General features: G+C 41.1%; 9 protein-coding genes. 7 read left to right on the top strand and 2 right to left on the bottom strand.

Annotation, left to right across the window (positions count from 1 at the left end; genetic code table 11):
- Positions 1 to 54 precede the first annotated feature (54 nt).
- Both JT717_RS16130 and JT717_RS16125 read left to right on the top strand, forming a co-directional pair.
- Positions 55 to 1,068 carry a LacI family DNA-binding transcriptional regulator gene (locus tag JT717_RS16130; protein ID WP_205511525.1) on the top strand — a complete coding sequence of 338 codons (1,014 nt, stop codon included), beginning with the start codon at positions 55 to 57 and terminating at the stop codon, positions 1,066 to 1,068.
- A gap of 315 nt (positions 1,069 to 1,383) precedes the next feature.
- A complete protein-coding gene (locus JT717_RS16125) occupies positions 1,384 to 2,202 on the top strand; it encodes a response regulator transcription factor (RefSeq protein ID WP_205511524.1) in 819 nt (272 codons plus the stop codon).
- 446 nt (positions 2,203 to 2,648) lie between these two features.
- Here JT717_RS16125 and JT717_RS16120 read toward each other — a convergent pair whose 3' ends face one another.
- On the bottom strand, positions 2,649 to 3,071 hold the full coding sequence (locus JT717_RS16120) for a response regulator (RefSeq protein WP_205511523.1): 423 nt from the start codon (positions 3,069 to 3,071) through the stop codon (positions 2,649 to 2,651).
- Between the two features lie 91 nt (positions 3,072 to 3,162).
- Here JT717_RS16120 and JT717_RS16115 point away from each other — a divergent pair, with 91 nt between their 5' ends.
- The 3 genes from JT717_RS16115 (at position 3,163) to JT717_RS16105 (ending at position 5,762) form a co-directional block, all read left to right on the top strand.
- Positions 3,163 to 3,978 carry an alpha/beta fold hydrolase gene (locus JT717_RS16115; protein ID WP_205511522.1) on the top strand — a complete coding sequence of 272 codons (816 nt, stop codon included), beginning with the start codon at positions 3,163 to 3,165 and terminating at the stop codon, positions 3,976 to 3,978.
- Entirely contained in the window at positions 3,978 to 5,207 is a 1,230-nt protein-coding gene (locus JT717_RS16110; protein WP_205511521.1) for a PAS domain-containing sensor histidine kinase, read from the top strand. Before JT717_RS16115 ends, JT717_RS16110 begins: the two co-directional genes overlap by 1 nt.
- A gap of 141 nt (positions 5,208 to 5,348) precedes the next feature.
- Positions 5,349 to 5,762: a response regulator gene (locus tag JT717_RS16105; protein ID WP_205511520.1), complete on the top strand. Its 414-nt coding sequence runs from the start codon at positions 5,349 to 5,351 to the stop codon at positions 5,760 to 5,762.
- Here the strand turns inward: JT717_RS16105 and JT717_RS16100 are convergent.
- Positions 5,753 to 8,587, bottom strand: coding sequence for a PAS domain-containing sensor histidine kinase (locus tag JT717_RS16100; RefSeq protein ID WP_205511519.1), 2,835 nt, complete (start codon positions 8,585 to 8,587; stop codon positions 5,753 to 5,755). The two genes, JT717_RS16105 and JT717_RS16100, sit on opposite strands and share 10 nt — an antisense overlap.
- 784 nt (positions 8,588 to 9,371) lie before the next feature.
- Between JT717_RS16100 and JT717_RS16095 the strand changes: the two genes are divergently transcribed.
- Together JT717_RS16095 and JT717_RS16090 are read left to right on the top strand one after the other, a co-directional pair.
- Complete coding sequence (locus tag JT717_RS16095) at positions 9,372 to 14,285, top strand: ATP-binding protein (protein ID WP_205511518.1); 4,914 nt, start codon at positions 9,372 to 9,374, stop codon at positions 14,283 to 14,285.
- 9 nt (positions 14,286 to 14,294) lie between these two features.
- Positions 14,295 to 14,735, top strand: coding sequence for a response regulator (locus tag JT717_RS16090; protein ID WP_205511517.1), 441 nt, complete (start codon positions 14,295 to 14,297; stop codon positions 14,733 to 14,735).
- Positions 14,736 to 14,748 lie beyond the last annotated feature (13 nt).

Raw genomic sequence — 14,748 nt, 5'->3', positions numbered from 1 at the left:
TTCTGGCCACTTTTTATATCAGGTAAAAACCTATTTTGGCGAAAACCGTATGGCATGCCAACAGGAAAACGTATCCCAGGAAAGGAGGTAATTGAAAAAGTTAAAGGTTCTTCCATCAATGCGAAAAAGTTGCTATTTGATCTCCCCTATAAACGCCACCAGCAGTTTGCTCTTCAAACCGGTATTCAATCCGGTCCTTACGGAAGAAAGATAAAAAAACCAGCCGCCAATACGATTGGCGTGCTGGTGCATACATTGCACAGCCACTTTATCAGGTCTGCATTGACCGGCATGGAAGAGGTAGCCGATCAGCTGGGGTATGAAATAATGATCATGCATTCGCAGGAAAACAGCAAAAGAGAAGCGGCAAATGCGCAAATGCTTTTTGATCTGCAGGTAGCTGGATTGATCGCCTCGCTTTCACTTGATACAAGGAGCCTGGACCACTTTAATATTTTTACCAGCGAAAGTATACCGGTCGTTTTTTTCGACAGGGTCGATACAAGGGGTAACAATCGTTCGGTGGTGATCGATAATGTTGGTACCGGTTATGCAGCCACCCACCATTTGATTCAACAGGGTTGTAAGCGTATTGCCATTATTACATCCTGTCTTGAAAGGAATGTTTATGCAGACAGGTTCACCGGATTCCGCAATGCGTTGCATGATGGGGGCATTGCCTTTAATGATGATTTGCTTTTTGTAAACGATATAACGGAATCAGCAGGGGTGGAAGCGGCCAAACAGATCCTGAAAATGCGAAATAAACCAGATGGATTATTTATAACCAATGATGTGGTGGCGGCCGCTTGTATGCGTAGTTTGATGGAAAATGGTGTACAGGTGCCGGATGATATTGCCATTGTGGGTTTCAATAATGACCCTGTTTGTAAGTTAACAGTGCCTACGATCACTACTGTTGATTATCCCGGTATAGAAATGGGCCGGACAGCCGCCAAACAATTGATCAATATGATGGCAAAAAGAGATTGCCCTGCCATTGAAACGCTTCCAGCCGCTTTGGTCATAAGGCAATCGTCTTTGAAGAACGCCGTCTTTGGTAGCTAGCGATGTAAAATTAATTGGCGGAATCTGGATCCAAATAATATATTACATAATTTGATCATGATGCAGCAGCCAGTTCAGAACCTTTGCCTTGGCTGAAATAAGAGCACTCCTACATTAATGCATTGAAAATCAATAGCGGTTCTTCTTTAAGGAAAGCAGTATTTACCAACTCATAAGGCGTTTAAGACATAATTACTATGAATTTAAACGAATGAACCATGGCGCCGGCCAGCTCACCGTTACTTTTGTTTAAATGTACGAATGACGATTTTCTATCCACAGGAAAATTTTTTGTGTAATTAAAGCGGCGCCGCCATGCGAAATAATCTGCTATTGATCGTTCCTGATAAAAAGGAACAGGAGCTTTTGGTAAAAAGATTTCTGGGTAATTACAATATTTATATAGCCGGAAACTGGGCGGAGGTCCTGCATCTTGCAGAAACAAATTCCATACAATTAATTATGTGCAGTGTTGATGTTCCGGCGGTGAATGGCTGGGAATTGTGCCGGCAGGTAAAATCAGCAGCTCATTTATGTCATATTCCGGTAATATTATTGACCGCCGATGACTCTTTCAGGTCCAGGATCAGAAATCTTGAGTCAGGGGCAGATGCTTTTGTCAGAAGGCCTTACTCCCTCACATACCTGGACGCGCTGGCCAGCAATCTGCTAGCAAACCGGGAAAAGATCAGGGCGCATTTTGCCGGTTCCCGGTGTAAGCCAATAACGGCTGCAAATGCAGGTGAAGAGGACTCATTCTTCAAAAAATTGCATACTCACATTATTAATAATATGCACAACTGTTCGCTGAATGTTTCCCTGCTTGCCAGATTAATGAATATGAGCCGTGCCGCCTTCTACAAGAAAATGAAAACGGTTACCCATCTTACGCCCAATGAGCTCATAAACAAGCTACGGTTAAGCCGCGCCGCCGAACTGCTTACATCAGCCGATTACAAAGTGAACGAAGTTGCAAGAATGACAGGGTTCCATTCACAAAGCAGCTTTGCAAAAACATTTGTAAAACGATTCAAAGTAACTCCTACCGAATACCGGCAGATGCGCCAGAAAACAAAGTTGCCCCAACGGCCCGCCCTGCACCTGCTAAATAATGATGCTGCTCTTTATAATTGATCGAAATTTAAGTTTAAGGGCTCCCACCTCTCTACCCCCATTGCTTCAGTTTCCATTATTGAACTTCTGGTAAGGGTATACTATGGACTTGCAAGCTATTATTATGTACCGCCCGCGGCCAACCCGTCAGTAATCTATAGGAACACCGTCGCTGATGAAAGTTTTCGCCTGTATGTGAAAAATAGGAAGCTATATATTGTTTTACACGGATATACCGGTGACTTTCCTTTTCAGTTACGAGCCAGTTCAAAAAACACATTTTACCTCAAGGAATATGAGCGAATGTTCTGTACATTCAACGGAAATCATCTTACTGTAATGTGGCCAGATGGACATGAAAGCAAGTACATAAAAGCAAATTAGTAATTGAAAGAATCAATAATGAGCGAAACCTTCAGGCGTTTTCAAGTTGCTATCAGACGATCTCTGATTCTTTGGTAGCCGCGTTAACAGCAGGAATTCCACCGCCGTATAAAGAGGAGAATATCCCTTGCAATTTCGTCGTACCCCGAAATATGAAAAGGCTTCTTGTAATATTTAAAACAACCAGCCTCCATACACCATTTCTCATCCTCTTGTTTAGATGACGATGTTAAAACGACAACCGGTATTTTTTGGAAGCTGTTGTCCTTTTTTAGCTTATTTAACGCCTGGTAACCGTTTAAAATGGGCATGTTAAGGTCGAGAATGATGATGTCGGGCGATGCCTTTTTCACGGCAAATTGGGTATCAAGTAGGGATAATAATTGCAAACCATTTCCTGCTTCCAGTAGGTTGCCTTTAAACTCGTTCCGTTGAAAAGCTTCAGCAAGAAAACAGCGATCATCGGCGTCATCATCAGTTAAAATTATTTGGCAATCCTGTACCATTCGCAAAAGTAATATTTTACATTTACATACGATAAAATAGCTTTTCTGTCGTAATTTGCCCGGCAGTTTCGCCAACTTTAAATGTATTATAATGAAGCAAAACGTTCTGGCCAGGAATAATGTAAAAATATTAGGAGAGGGGACTGTTCCAATGATTTTCGCACATGGATTTGGCTGCGATCAGAATATGTGGCGATATGTTTGGCCGGCGTTTGAAAAGGATTATCGCATTGTGCTCTTTGATTATGTAGGCGCCGGCAAATCTGACCTTTCTGCCTATAATAAAGAAAGATATTCTGATTTAAACGGCTACGCACAGGATGTATTGGACATTTGTGAAGCGCTTGATTTACGAAACGCCATTTTTGTGGGGCACTCAGTTAGTAGTGTTATCGGTATGTTAGCGGCAATAAAAGGGCCTTCTTATTTTTCAAGCCTTATCCTGGTCGGCCCATCCCCGAGGTACATTAATGATGGCGACGGCTATATAGGGGGTTTTGAACGCAGCGATATCGAAGAACTACTAAGCACGATGGAGAAGAACTATATTGGCTGGGCGAATTTCTTAGGACCAGCTATTATGAAGAACCCCGAGCGCCCGGAATTAGCTGAAGAACTAGTGGACAGTTTTTGTTCTACAGACCCGGTTATAGCAAGGCTATTTGCGGAAGCAACATTTTTTTCAGATAACAGGAACGATTTGCGGAAAATTAGCCATCCTACATTAATCATGCAGTGTTCTGAAGACTTAATAGCACCATATGAAGTGGGGGAATACTTGCATAAAAACCTAAAAAATAGTACGCTTATAGTGCTAAAGGCTACAGGTCATTGTCCGCATATGAGTCATCCGGAAGAAACGATACAGGTTATTAGTGAGTATTTGAACAATTTTTCATTCAATTGATGGCAGGTACACAACAAGGAGCCTCCGGCTTTATACAGAAAATTCCAGCCGGCGTTATCTCTTTTACAGATGACGGCAACATTACTTACATTAATGATTGGTTGCTTAAATTGTTACAATACAAAAGCAGCGACCTGAGCGGTAAAAAAATAGAACACATCCTCACTCTTGCATCTCGAATTTTTTATCAAACACATCTGTTCCCTTTAATAAAACTCGAAAAGAAAATAGAGGAGATATTTCTGTCGCTTAAAAGCAATGAAGCAAAAGAAATTCCAGTGCTGGTATATGGACATCGTGAGGAGGAAGAGGGGCATTGCATAAATACTTGTGTAATTGTTGCAGTATGGCAAAGAAAAAAATATGAAGAAGAATTATTGAAAGCGAAACAGCGTGCGGAAAAAATTGTTAAAGAGAACACTGAACTGACCATCGCTCAAAAGGAATTGGAATCAAAAACCAAGCTGCTTGATAAACAGATTTTACGCCTGAGGCAGATTAACAGAGAATTAACTGCTTTCAATAAAGTTATTTCACACGATTTACAGGAGCCGATCAGAAAGATAAGTTTATTCACACAATCTATTAAACGTGCATTTGACACAGAGAACGAGAGTGTAAATAATTATTATCAAAAAATAGATGCTTCCATTAATCGTCTGGTTCTTTTAACGCAGTGTCTCGCACAATTTGTCTCACTTACCGGCAATACAGAGCAAATACAGGTGTTATCCCTGAAAGAAGTAGTTATGGAAAGCTTAGCGCTTGCCCGGTCTACGCTTGCTTTTGAAGATATTGTAGCGGAAATTGAAGATCTTCCGCACCTTCAGGGCTACTTGTCACAGATCAAACTGCTTTTCTATGAATTGATCAAAAATTCAATACAGTACCGCGACAAAAACCGGAAACTAAGGATTTCTGTAAAAGGCGTTATTAGTCAATATAACGATTATAAAGTGCATGAGGATAAGTATAGGTACGTAGATTTCGTACGCATCGAATACGCCGACAATGGCATTGGGTTTTCTAACGAATACAATGAATATGTTTTCGAAATTTTCAAGCGTCTTCATCTTGATGTAGAGGGCCTTGGATTTGGTTTAACCATTTGTAAAAAGGTCGTAGACAACCATTTTGGCGAGATATTTTGCCATTCAAAACCCGGCGTTGGCACTACATACACCATCTTATTGCCGGTAAACATGCCTGACTTTTCACTTGATGTGTAAACAATTGAAAATGAGATCTATCGGGTATATATCGGTTTTGGTCCCGTATTTGTTATATTGTTATAATTTGAAATGTAAGTCTTTGCAGTAATTTAATGTTCTTTTTGATAACTTACATTGAAATTTCAGCTTTGCATCGATATGAAAAATAAGTCGGTTAAAATTCTCATAACAGATGATGATCGGGAAGATCTGGAATTAATTGAAGAGGCTTTTTTACGGGAAGAACCAACCGTCCAAATACAGAAATTTACCCACGGCAAAACCGCCCTTGAATTTTTGAATGCAAGCGTAGACCAGGATTTGCCTTGCCTGGTAATTCTTGATTATAGCATGCCGGAGATAAATGGGTCGGAAATGTTGTTGTTTATGAAACAAAACGACCGGTACAACCACATCCCAAAAATTGTATTAAGTACCTCCAATGCTCCTATCCATATTCATGAATGCTTGAATAATGGAGCTACTGACTACCTTGTGAAACCCAATAGCATGAAAGCTCTTCAAACGCTGGCAAAAAAGTTACTGGCATTTTGTGACCCCAATCAAAGCTGAATTGGTAGATATATTGAAAATCTGGCGCCTTCATTTGGTTTTCCTGATGCATGGATAAAACCATTGTGGTTTTGTACAATTTTTTTACAGATGGCTAATCCAATTCCAGATCCTGCTACAGTAGATGCATTTTTTAATCTCTGAAATATATTGAAAATTTTGTAGGCATACTGAGTGTCAAAACCTACGCCATTATCCTCGATGCAAAGCTTATGATACACAATCCTGGGGTCTGCCATATATTCCGGGACTAAGTTACCTGGTATCTGTTCACAAGTTATGCTAATAAGTAATTTTCGTTCAGGATGCTTATATTTAAATGCATTATCGAAAAGGTTTATTAGCAACTGTTTTATTTGAAAGGGAATCGCTTTTATAATTGTAAGTGTGCCCGTTTTAACTGTTATATCTTTTTGGTCCAACTCCTCTTTAAAAAGATGTGTTACTTCGTTTACCATTTCTTCCAAATCAAAGGTCTCATAACTTTCCAGTTTTGCAGTCGTGCGGGAATAAATCAATAAGTCTTCTATGAGGTTATGCATTCTATTAGCTGCATTAATAATTCGACCTATATAGTCACCGGATTTGTTACTTAATTGACTGGACGCATCTTGCGCAATATAATCACTATAAAAATGGATTTTTCGCAAAGGCTCTTTTAAGTCATGTGATGCGGCATAAACGAACTGTTCAAGCTCCTGATTTTGGAATTCAAGCTGGTTCAGATACTCTTTCATTTTATCTTCCGACTGCTTTCGCTCAGTGAGATCACGCGTCACTTTCGAAAATCCAATTACACGACCATCAAGGTCATGAAGGGCTGTTAAGACAGTACTCACCCAGAAAATGCTATTGTCCTTTCTTTTTCTCCAGCCTTCATGAACTGCTTTGCCCGTTTCTCTTGCAAGGTTAAGTAACTTTAATGGCAACCCGTTTTTTCTATCCTCAGGCAGGTAAAACTCCTGAAAACTTTTTCCAACAATTTCCTCTTCTTTGTAACCTTTTATTTTTTCAGCACCTTTATTCCAGTTTTGAATGATGCCATCTTTATCTAACAGAATGATGGCATAATCTTCCACCTCTTCTATCATCTTATGATAACGTTCTTCGCTCTTTTTTAAGTCTTCACTTTTGGATTTTAGGTCTTGCACTTTTCTTTCAACTTCTTTTTCGAGAGAACCAGCCAGCGTACGGTATTTTGCCTCGCTTTCCCGCAATGCCTTTTCTGTTTGCTTCATTCGGGTAATATCAACCAGCATATTTATTGCCCCTGTCATATTGCCCGAACTGTCTAAAATTGGTTGGGGATGCGGTGCAACATTTCTTATGGATCCATCAGGGCGAACCACCAGGATCTCTTCGCCATAAACAGGCCGTTTTTCTTTCAGGCATATAGCCATTGGGCATGTGTCGAGTGGCATATCAGAACCATCATTGTTAAGGATTTTAAAAGAACCGCACCAAAGGTCCTTTCCGATTTCAGGCTCTCTGCCCCATAGATCAACTGCAGCTCTGTTATACAGCGTTATCCGGCCATCCGGATCCGTTGTATATAAGGGTGTTTCCAAAGTGTGAATAAGTTGCCGGTATCTCGATTCACTGTCTTTTAATGCTGCTTCAGCGCGTTTAAAATTGCTTATATCCTGGAAAACATTGATGGCTCCGATTAAATTATTGTCGGCATCAAAAACCGGATCGATATTTATACAAGCGAAAAAGCCCGAGCCGTCGGGCCGTTCAACATATGCCTCCACATTCCGGAAAGCTCTTCCTGTTTGCAGCGTGATCGCCATCGGCGTTTCATGGGGCGGTATATATTTACCATCGACATATGCCTTATGACAAGCGCAATACTTCAGCAAATTATTATCGATATCAGGTCTGTAACCCCATAATTCTACCGCTACTTCGTTGAAAAAGGTAATGGTTCCTTCTTTAGAACAGGAGTATACAGCAACCGGTAAACTATTAACCAAACTTTTATAACGCGCTTCGCTATCTATGATAGCCCGAACCAACTTTTTTTCTTCGGTAACATCCATGGTAAAGCACCGGGTATGTACAAATTTTCCATCTTCCCGGAATACACTCGAGCTAATATGAACTGTCTTAATAGTCCCGTCCTTGCAACGCAATTCTGATTCGTATTGATTCAACGTCTCGTTACAGTTCAACTTGGCCAGAATCTCTTCTATTTTATTGCGGTTGACATGAAATTCTGCAATGTGATGACCGATATATTCGTCTTCATGATAGCCGAGCATATCCAACTCCGCTTTATTGGCCCATTTGATAATTCCATTCTCATCCACCCAATGGAGTGCGACAGTGGCATTTTCAACATAATCTTGTAATTCGACGGTTTTTCGATACAGTTGCTTTTCAGTATCCTTTTTGTCTGTATTATCATAAAAACAGCTGATTACGCCGACCTGGAGACCCTTATCGTTCGTTACAGGAATGACGTTTAACTGAACATCTATTCGTGTAGCATCTGGCCGTTCAAATATTAATTCAATTCCTTTGCGGGCAATTCCGTCTTTAATGCATTCAGCTGTAGGTGATAGTTCATGTGGCAAAAGCCTACCATTAGAACCATAGATTTTCCAGGCGCCGTTAAAACGGTCATGCATACTACCCATTTGAGGCCGTCTGCCCCAAATCTGTGCGGCCTGGTCATTATATTTCATAATGACACCTGACATATCACATACGAAAATTCCCTCTGGTAACATATTCAGAATGTAGCTCTCCTCCAGATAACCTGAAGAAAGTTCTTTTGAGGGCTGATGTACGTTTGTCGGTGGCACCGTTTGATTCTCCATTTCCTTTATTTAACATAAAGATATTGAATTATCTACCGTCCTCCCGGATATGGTGGTATAAGTTCAAAAATGACTATTATTAAAGGCCCAGGAATACTGAAACTTAATCAAGAGCCTGAAGTCTGCTGACATTGTAACAAACGATTAACAATCAACACGTGGTATGATTTTTACTGTAAGCTTAAACCGGTACATAAGGGGAGGCTTTTAGTGCAAAGCATTTACTTACTTTGAAAAATAGAGGGTCGAAAACTCCTTGATCTAAAAGGCCCGCATTAAAAAACCCAGGCCGTAATCCTTAACATGAACTATAGAGATAATGCGGTTCTAAATTTCGCTACTGTATCAAAGGAAATCTATCGATACGAAGATCTTCTGAGATTAATAACGGCCCACATTAAAGATGCAGGCCTTATATCATTAACCCATAAAGAGTTCTTATTTTGTAAACGTCAATTGGTTTGACATTTATATACTGCGATTCAAAATCATAGTGGAATAAATTATTTTTTAGATAAATGCTAATGTAAACGCTTGGTAAGCGGCTGCCGGGCAATGTACAAGGTGCTATATGCGGAGTACCTTAAAATCAATGAATCATTGATCTATCTGATCAGGCTGAAAGTATTTGAGTAACTGGATCGAGAGTGTATGGGGTGTAACCTTCCTGTTTAAAATAAGGGGCCTTGCCGTTCAGCTACAAATGTTCCTTTTATTAATTTTGGGCTGGTGATGTAATAGATAATGGTTTTGTGCAATTTCGTAACTTCAGTCAACTTGAACTATGAAACAGCGTTCAGTGAGCAGTACAGATAGCATTATCCCGGAGTTTTTATCCGGTGGGGGTGAAATGGGGCGGTTTATTCGGGAATTAGACTGGTCAAAGACCCCACTGGGAGATCCCCTTAACTGGCCTCAAAGTTTGCGGTCAACAACTAGTATTTGCCTCAATTCCAATTTTCCGATAGCTATTTATTGGGGAAACGATCTGATCCTTCTCTATAACGATGCCTGGGCGCCGATCCCAGGCAATAAACATCCGTGGGCTTTGGGCAAACCGGCGAAGGAAGTCTGGCCTGAAATATGGGAGGTCATCGAGCCTCAATTCCGGAAGGCTTTCAGCGGTGAACCGGGAGGTTCTACAGATGCATTTCTTCCCATGAAGCGCCATGGCTATACAGAAGAATGTTATTTCAATTTTACATTTACTCCCATTTATGGTGAAGGCGGAAAAGTGGAAGGTGTGTTCAATGCGGTGATCGAAACCACGAAAACTGTACTTAATGAACGTCAATTGCAAACTTTGCGTGGATTAGGGAATCTCGACAGAACTTCCAAAACGGTAGATGAAGTTTTAGCTTCCGCAGCAAAAGTGCTGCAAAGAAATAACAAGGACTTCCCTTTTGCGATCATTTATAAAATCAATGAGGATGAAAACAAGGCCAGTCCTGTTTCATTCGTGGGAACATCAGAGCAGCAGCAATTTTTACCATTATCCATTAACCTGAATAGTTTAACCGGCGATACCAGCTGTTTTTACAGGGCTTATTCCTCTGGTAATCTGGTATTGGAGGATAATGAAAAGAGAAAGGAATTACCAAAAGGGGGCTGGGATATTGAAGCGAATCACTTAATTCATCTGCCTATCGTAAGTCAGGGCAGGAAAACACCGATAGCGATTCTAACGGCTGCATTGAATCCATACAGGCAGTTCGATGAATTGTTCAGGCATTTCGTGCAACTGATTGCTGATCACATTACCACGGAGGTCAACAATGCATTAGCATATGAACAAGAACGTAAACGCGCAGAAGCCCTTGCCGAAATTGATAAAGCTAAAACGGCTTTTTTTACTAATATCTCACATGAATTCCGCACACCGCTAACCTTAATACTGGGATCACTTGAGGAGTTGCTTAACCGGAAGCAGGAAGGAATGGTAACTGAGCATAAAGAGGCAATAGAAACCTCACATCGCAATGCGTTAAGAATGTTGCGGCTTGTTAATAACCTGCTTGATTTCAGTCGTATTGAGGCAGGAAAGGTCAAAGCTCAGTTTCAACTTACCGACCTATGCCGTTATACGACCGAAATTTCTGCTGGTTTTCGTTCTGTAATTGAACACGGTGGTTTACAGTTCCTGGTTCATTGTGATCCGATTTCTGAGCCGGTGTATGTGGATAGAGAAATGTGGGAAAAGATTGTGCTTAATCTGCTGTCTAATGCATTTAAATATACACTCGCCGGCAGCATCCGTATTTCACTGCATTCAGAAAGTGGGCATGTTCTTTTAAAGGTCAAAGACACAGGTACCGGTATTCCTGAAGAAGAACTTCCTAAGATGTTCGAACGTTTTCACCGGGTACAAAATGCGACAGGGAGAACTTATGAAGGGACCGGTATCGGACTTTCATTGGTAAAAGAGCTTGTACAAATGCATGGTGGACAAATTTCAGTGAAGAGTAAGGCTGGTGAAGGAACAGAATTTGTCGTTTCCATCCCGGCAGGGAAACATCATCTTCCTTTGGCAAATGTTGTAGACAAGGAGACGGGTTTTGATGCGAGTATTTCCGAAGCTTTTATCGAAGAGGCAGATGCACTCCTTCAGAAGCCTGCCGCTTTAGATGCAGAGGGTAGTCTGAAAGATGCACCAACGATTTTAGTAGTGGATGATAACGCCGACATGCTGAGCTATATCAGAAACATCTTACAGAAAGATTTCAATGTAGCTACCGCCAGCAATGGAATGGATGCTTTACTGAAAATAAAAGAGAGGCATATTGACTTAGTGGTAAGCGATGTGATGATGCCGGTAATGGATGGCATACAGTTGTTAAAAACCATTAAGAAGACAGAAGAAGTGTCAACCCTTCCGGTGATCCTGGTGTCTGCAAGGGCAGGTGAGGAGGCTAAAATAGAAGGCATTGATATTGGTGCTGACGATTATCTGGTTAAACCATTTTCAGCGAAAGAATTGTTAGCGAGGGTACGCTCACAAATCAGTATTACACAAAAAAAAGACAAGGCGCTAAAAGATATCTACAACCTATTTAATGAAGTGCCATTTGCTGTCGGTGCTTTGAAGGGCCCTGACCTAATAATTGAATATATTAATCAATATAATCTTACTATTTGGCAGCAATCCAGAGAAGAAGTGATAGGTAAACGTTTGTTTGATGTCAGGCCTGACCTCCGCAAAAGCGCCGCACCGATTCATGAAGAAATTTACCGTACAGGGAAGCGGTTCGAAGGAAAAGAGATACCAATCCAGATCTTTACAAACGGTAAGGAGGAACTGCGGTATTTTAATGCCATCATCGATCCTATGAGGGATGATGAAGGCAAGATAGTGGGTCAGTTGGCTACTTCCATTGATGTAACCCCGCAAGTGGTCGCAAGAAAAAAAATAGAGGAGAGTGAAACGAGAGTTCGAATAGCGGTGGAGTCAGGGCAATTGGGAACCTTTGATCTGGATCTTGTTCAATCTTCTATCGTTTTTTCTGAAAGGCTCGCTGTCATTTGCGGTTTAGATCCTACAAGAGAGTGGACACACCAGGATCTGTTAGATGCATTGCATCCGGATGACCTGCCGGTACGCAATAAAGCGTATGAAATAGCCTTGCAAACCGGCGCCTTACATTATGAAGCAAGGGTGATCTGGAAAGACAGCACTGTGCACTGGCTTCGCATTCACGGTAAGGTAAAATATGAAAATGGTGTGCCTAAAAGAATATATGGGATCGCACAGGATATAACAGATGAAAAAAATGCCCAGGAAAGGATCAGGGAAAGCGAAGAACGTTTCCGGGCCCTGGTGAATGCCACTTCTGATGTTGTGTATCGGATGAGTCCAGACTGGACCGAAATGCAGGAATTGAAAGGCCGCGGTTTTATTTCCGATACCGGAGAACCTATTAAGGACTGGCTCGACAAATACATACATCCAAAAGATCAGGAAAGGGTACAGCATGCAATTGCGAGGGCGATAGAAACAAAATCCATATTTCAACTGGAGCACCAGGTAATTCGTGCTGATGGCACATTGGGCTGGACTTTTTCCAGAGCGATCCCTATTTTGGACAAGGATGGAAATATCGTTGAATGGTTTGGCACCGCCAGTGATATAACAGAAAGGATCCGGATACAAAGTCAATTAAAAATAAACGAAGAAAGGTATGCCCTTACTATTAATGCAACTAATTTGGGCATCTGGGATTTTGATGTAAAAAGCCAGGTTGTTGTAGGCAGCGGAAATATAGCTGCTATTTACGGACTTGACTCAAACGAGGAATATAACCTTCACATTGCATTCGACAGCATTTATCCTGATGACAGAAAAGAACAGGATAACCTGTTTGCATCTATTATCAATGGCAGGGTTAATAAAAGTTTTGCAACAGAATATCGGATTATACAAAGAAACAGCGGAGCTATCAAATGGATAAAGGCACATGGAAAAGCTTTTTTTGATGAGCAAGGGCAGCTGTTTCGCACTGTTGGTACCGTAGCTGACATTACGGAAGCAAAGTTGGCAGAAGATGCATTGAAAGAAAGTGAAAGCCGTTTCCGCACATTAACGCAGTCGCTGCCGCAATTGGTTTGGACAGCCACCGGGGAAGGCTACTGCGACTTTTTCAACCAACAGTGGTACGATTACACCGGCAGTACACCTGAACAATCCTGTGGTGATGGCTGGGCACAATACATTCACCCCCAACATGTTTCGGCTTTATACGCAAGATGGCAGCAAAGCATCAGAAGTGGGCAACCAGTGGTATTTGAATTTCAGTTAAAAGCCAAAGACGGTGGCTACCAATGGTTTTACGTGTTGGGTAATCCTGTATTAGATAAACATGGAAGCGTAATTAAATGGGTTGGCGCCTTAACAAATATTGAGGAAAGAAAGGCAATAGAGGAAAAGCTGGAGCGTCTTGTTGCAGAAAGGACGTCTGAACTTTTGCAGGCCAACCAGGAATTGCATCGTTCGAACGATGACCTTCAACAGTTTGCGCACGTAGCTTCTCATGATCTAAAAGAACCTGTTCGGAAGGTAAGAACCTTTGTCAGCCGTTTAAAAGAGGAGTATGGTACATTATTGCCAGAACAAGGCGAACGCTTTTTACAAAAAATTGAAAATGCAGCTAACCGAATGTACGCCATGATCGATGGTGTATTAATGTATTCATCGCTTACAGCCACGGATCAAAAAAGTGAAACAGTGGATCTGGCAGAAGTGATAGAGCAAATTCAATCAGATCTGGAATTACTAATCCAACAGAAGAACGCGACCATAGAAAAAGACATGCTTCCCTCTATTGTAGGTTCACGGGTATTATTATACCAATTGTTTTACAATTTAATTAACAATTCGCTGAAATTTGTACGACAAGCTGAAAAACCTGTAATAAGGATTTCATCAGAGCGGTTAACAGGAACCGAATTGGACAACAAGGAATTTGACCATGAGAAGCAGTACCTGCAAATCAGGGTTACGGATAACGGCATCGGATTTAACCAAAGCAAGGCAGAGGTTATTTTTAAGACCTTTACCCGTCTAAACTCAAAAGATCAATATGAGGGCACAGGACTTGGACTTGCACTTTGTAAAAAGATCGTGGAACGACATGGAGGTAGTATAACTGCAAAGGGCAAAGAGGGTGAAGGATCGCAATTTATCATAACGCTTCCGGTAAGTTAAGTCACTCACATGAAACATATATTTTTATTAGCTGACGATGATGCGGACGATAGAGAGCTGTTTTGTGAAGCGTTAGAAACGGTTGATTCCTCCATAACCTGCTATTGCGCAGACAATGGCCGGACGGTTTTGCAGATGCTTGACAGCAAACAACCTTCAGAATACCCCAAATTGATTTTTCTCGATATCAATATGCCGGTAATGAATGGATGGGAATGCCTGATACAATTAAAAAGCCACAAAGCCTACAGGCACATTCCGGTATTCATATATACCACTTCTTCACATCAAAGAGAGGCAAATATTGCGTTTGACCTCGGTGCAGATTGCTTTTTTACGAAGCCTGCTAATTACAATGAATTAAAATCGATCCTTCAATTGATCGCCAATAACATGGAAGGTGATTTTCTGAAGGCGATCAGCCATTTCGATAATATTAAATCAAGATGACCCGATTCTTTTT

This window comes from Longitalea arenae, assembly GCF_016924755.1.
In the GTDB taxonomy this organism is placed as follows: domain Bacteria; phylum Bacteroidota; class Bacteroidia; order Chitinophagales; family Chitinophagaceae; genus Niastella; species Niastella arenae.
This window is presented reverse-complemented; position numbering and strand designations above follow the sequence as displayed.

Bases quoted from the DNA above. Each gene is read 5' to 3' on its own strand.
- JT717_RS16130 (WP_205511525.1), top strand. From the start codon at position 55: ATGCCAACAGGAAAACGTATCCCAGGAAAGGAGGTAATTGAAAAAGTT.
- JT717_RS16125 (WP_205511524.1), top strand. From the start codon at position 1,384: ATGCGAAATAATCTGCTATTGATCGTTCCTGATAAAAAGGAACAGGAG.
- JT717_RS16120 (WP_205511523.1), bottom strand. From the start codon at position 3,071: ATGGTACAGGATTGCCAAATAATTTTAACTGATGATGACGCCGATGAT.
- JT717_RS16115 (WP_205511522.1), top strand. From the start codon at position 3,163: ATGAAGCAAAACGTTCTGGCCAGGAATAATGTAAAAATATTAGGAGAG.
- JT717_RS16110 (WP_205511521.1), top strand. From the start codon at position 3,978: ATGGCAGGTACACAACAAGGAGCCTCCGGCTTTATACAGAAAATTCCA.
- JT717_RS16105 (WP_205511520.1), top strand. From the start codon at position 5,349: ATGAAAAATAAGTCGGTTAAAATTCTCATAACAGATGATGATCGGGAA.
- JT717_RS16100 (WP_205511519.1), bottom strand. From the start codon at position 8,587: ATGGAGAATCAAACGGTGCCACCGACAAACGTACATCAGCCCTCAAAA.
- JT717_RS16095 (WP_205511518.1), top strand. From the start codon at position 9,372: ATGAAACAGCGTTCAGTGAGCAGTACAGATAGCATTATCCCGGAGTTT.
- JT717_RS16090 (WP_205511517.1), top strand. From the start codon at position 14,295: ATGAAACATATATTTTTATTAGCTGACGATGATGCGGACGATAGAGAG.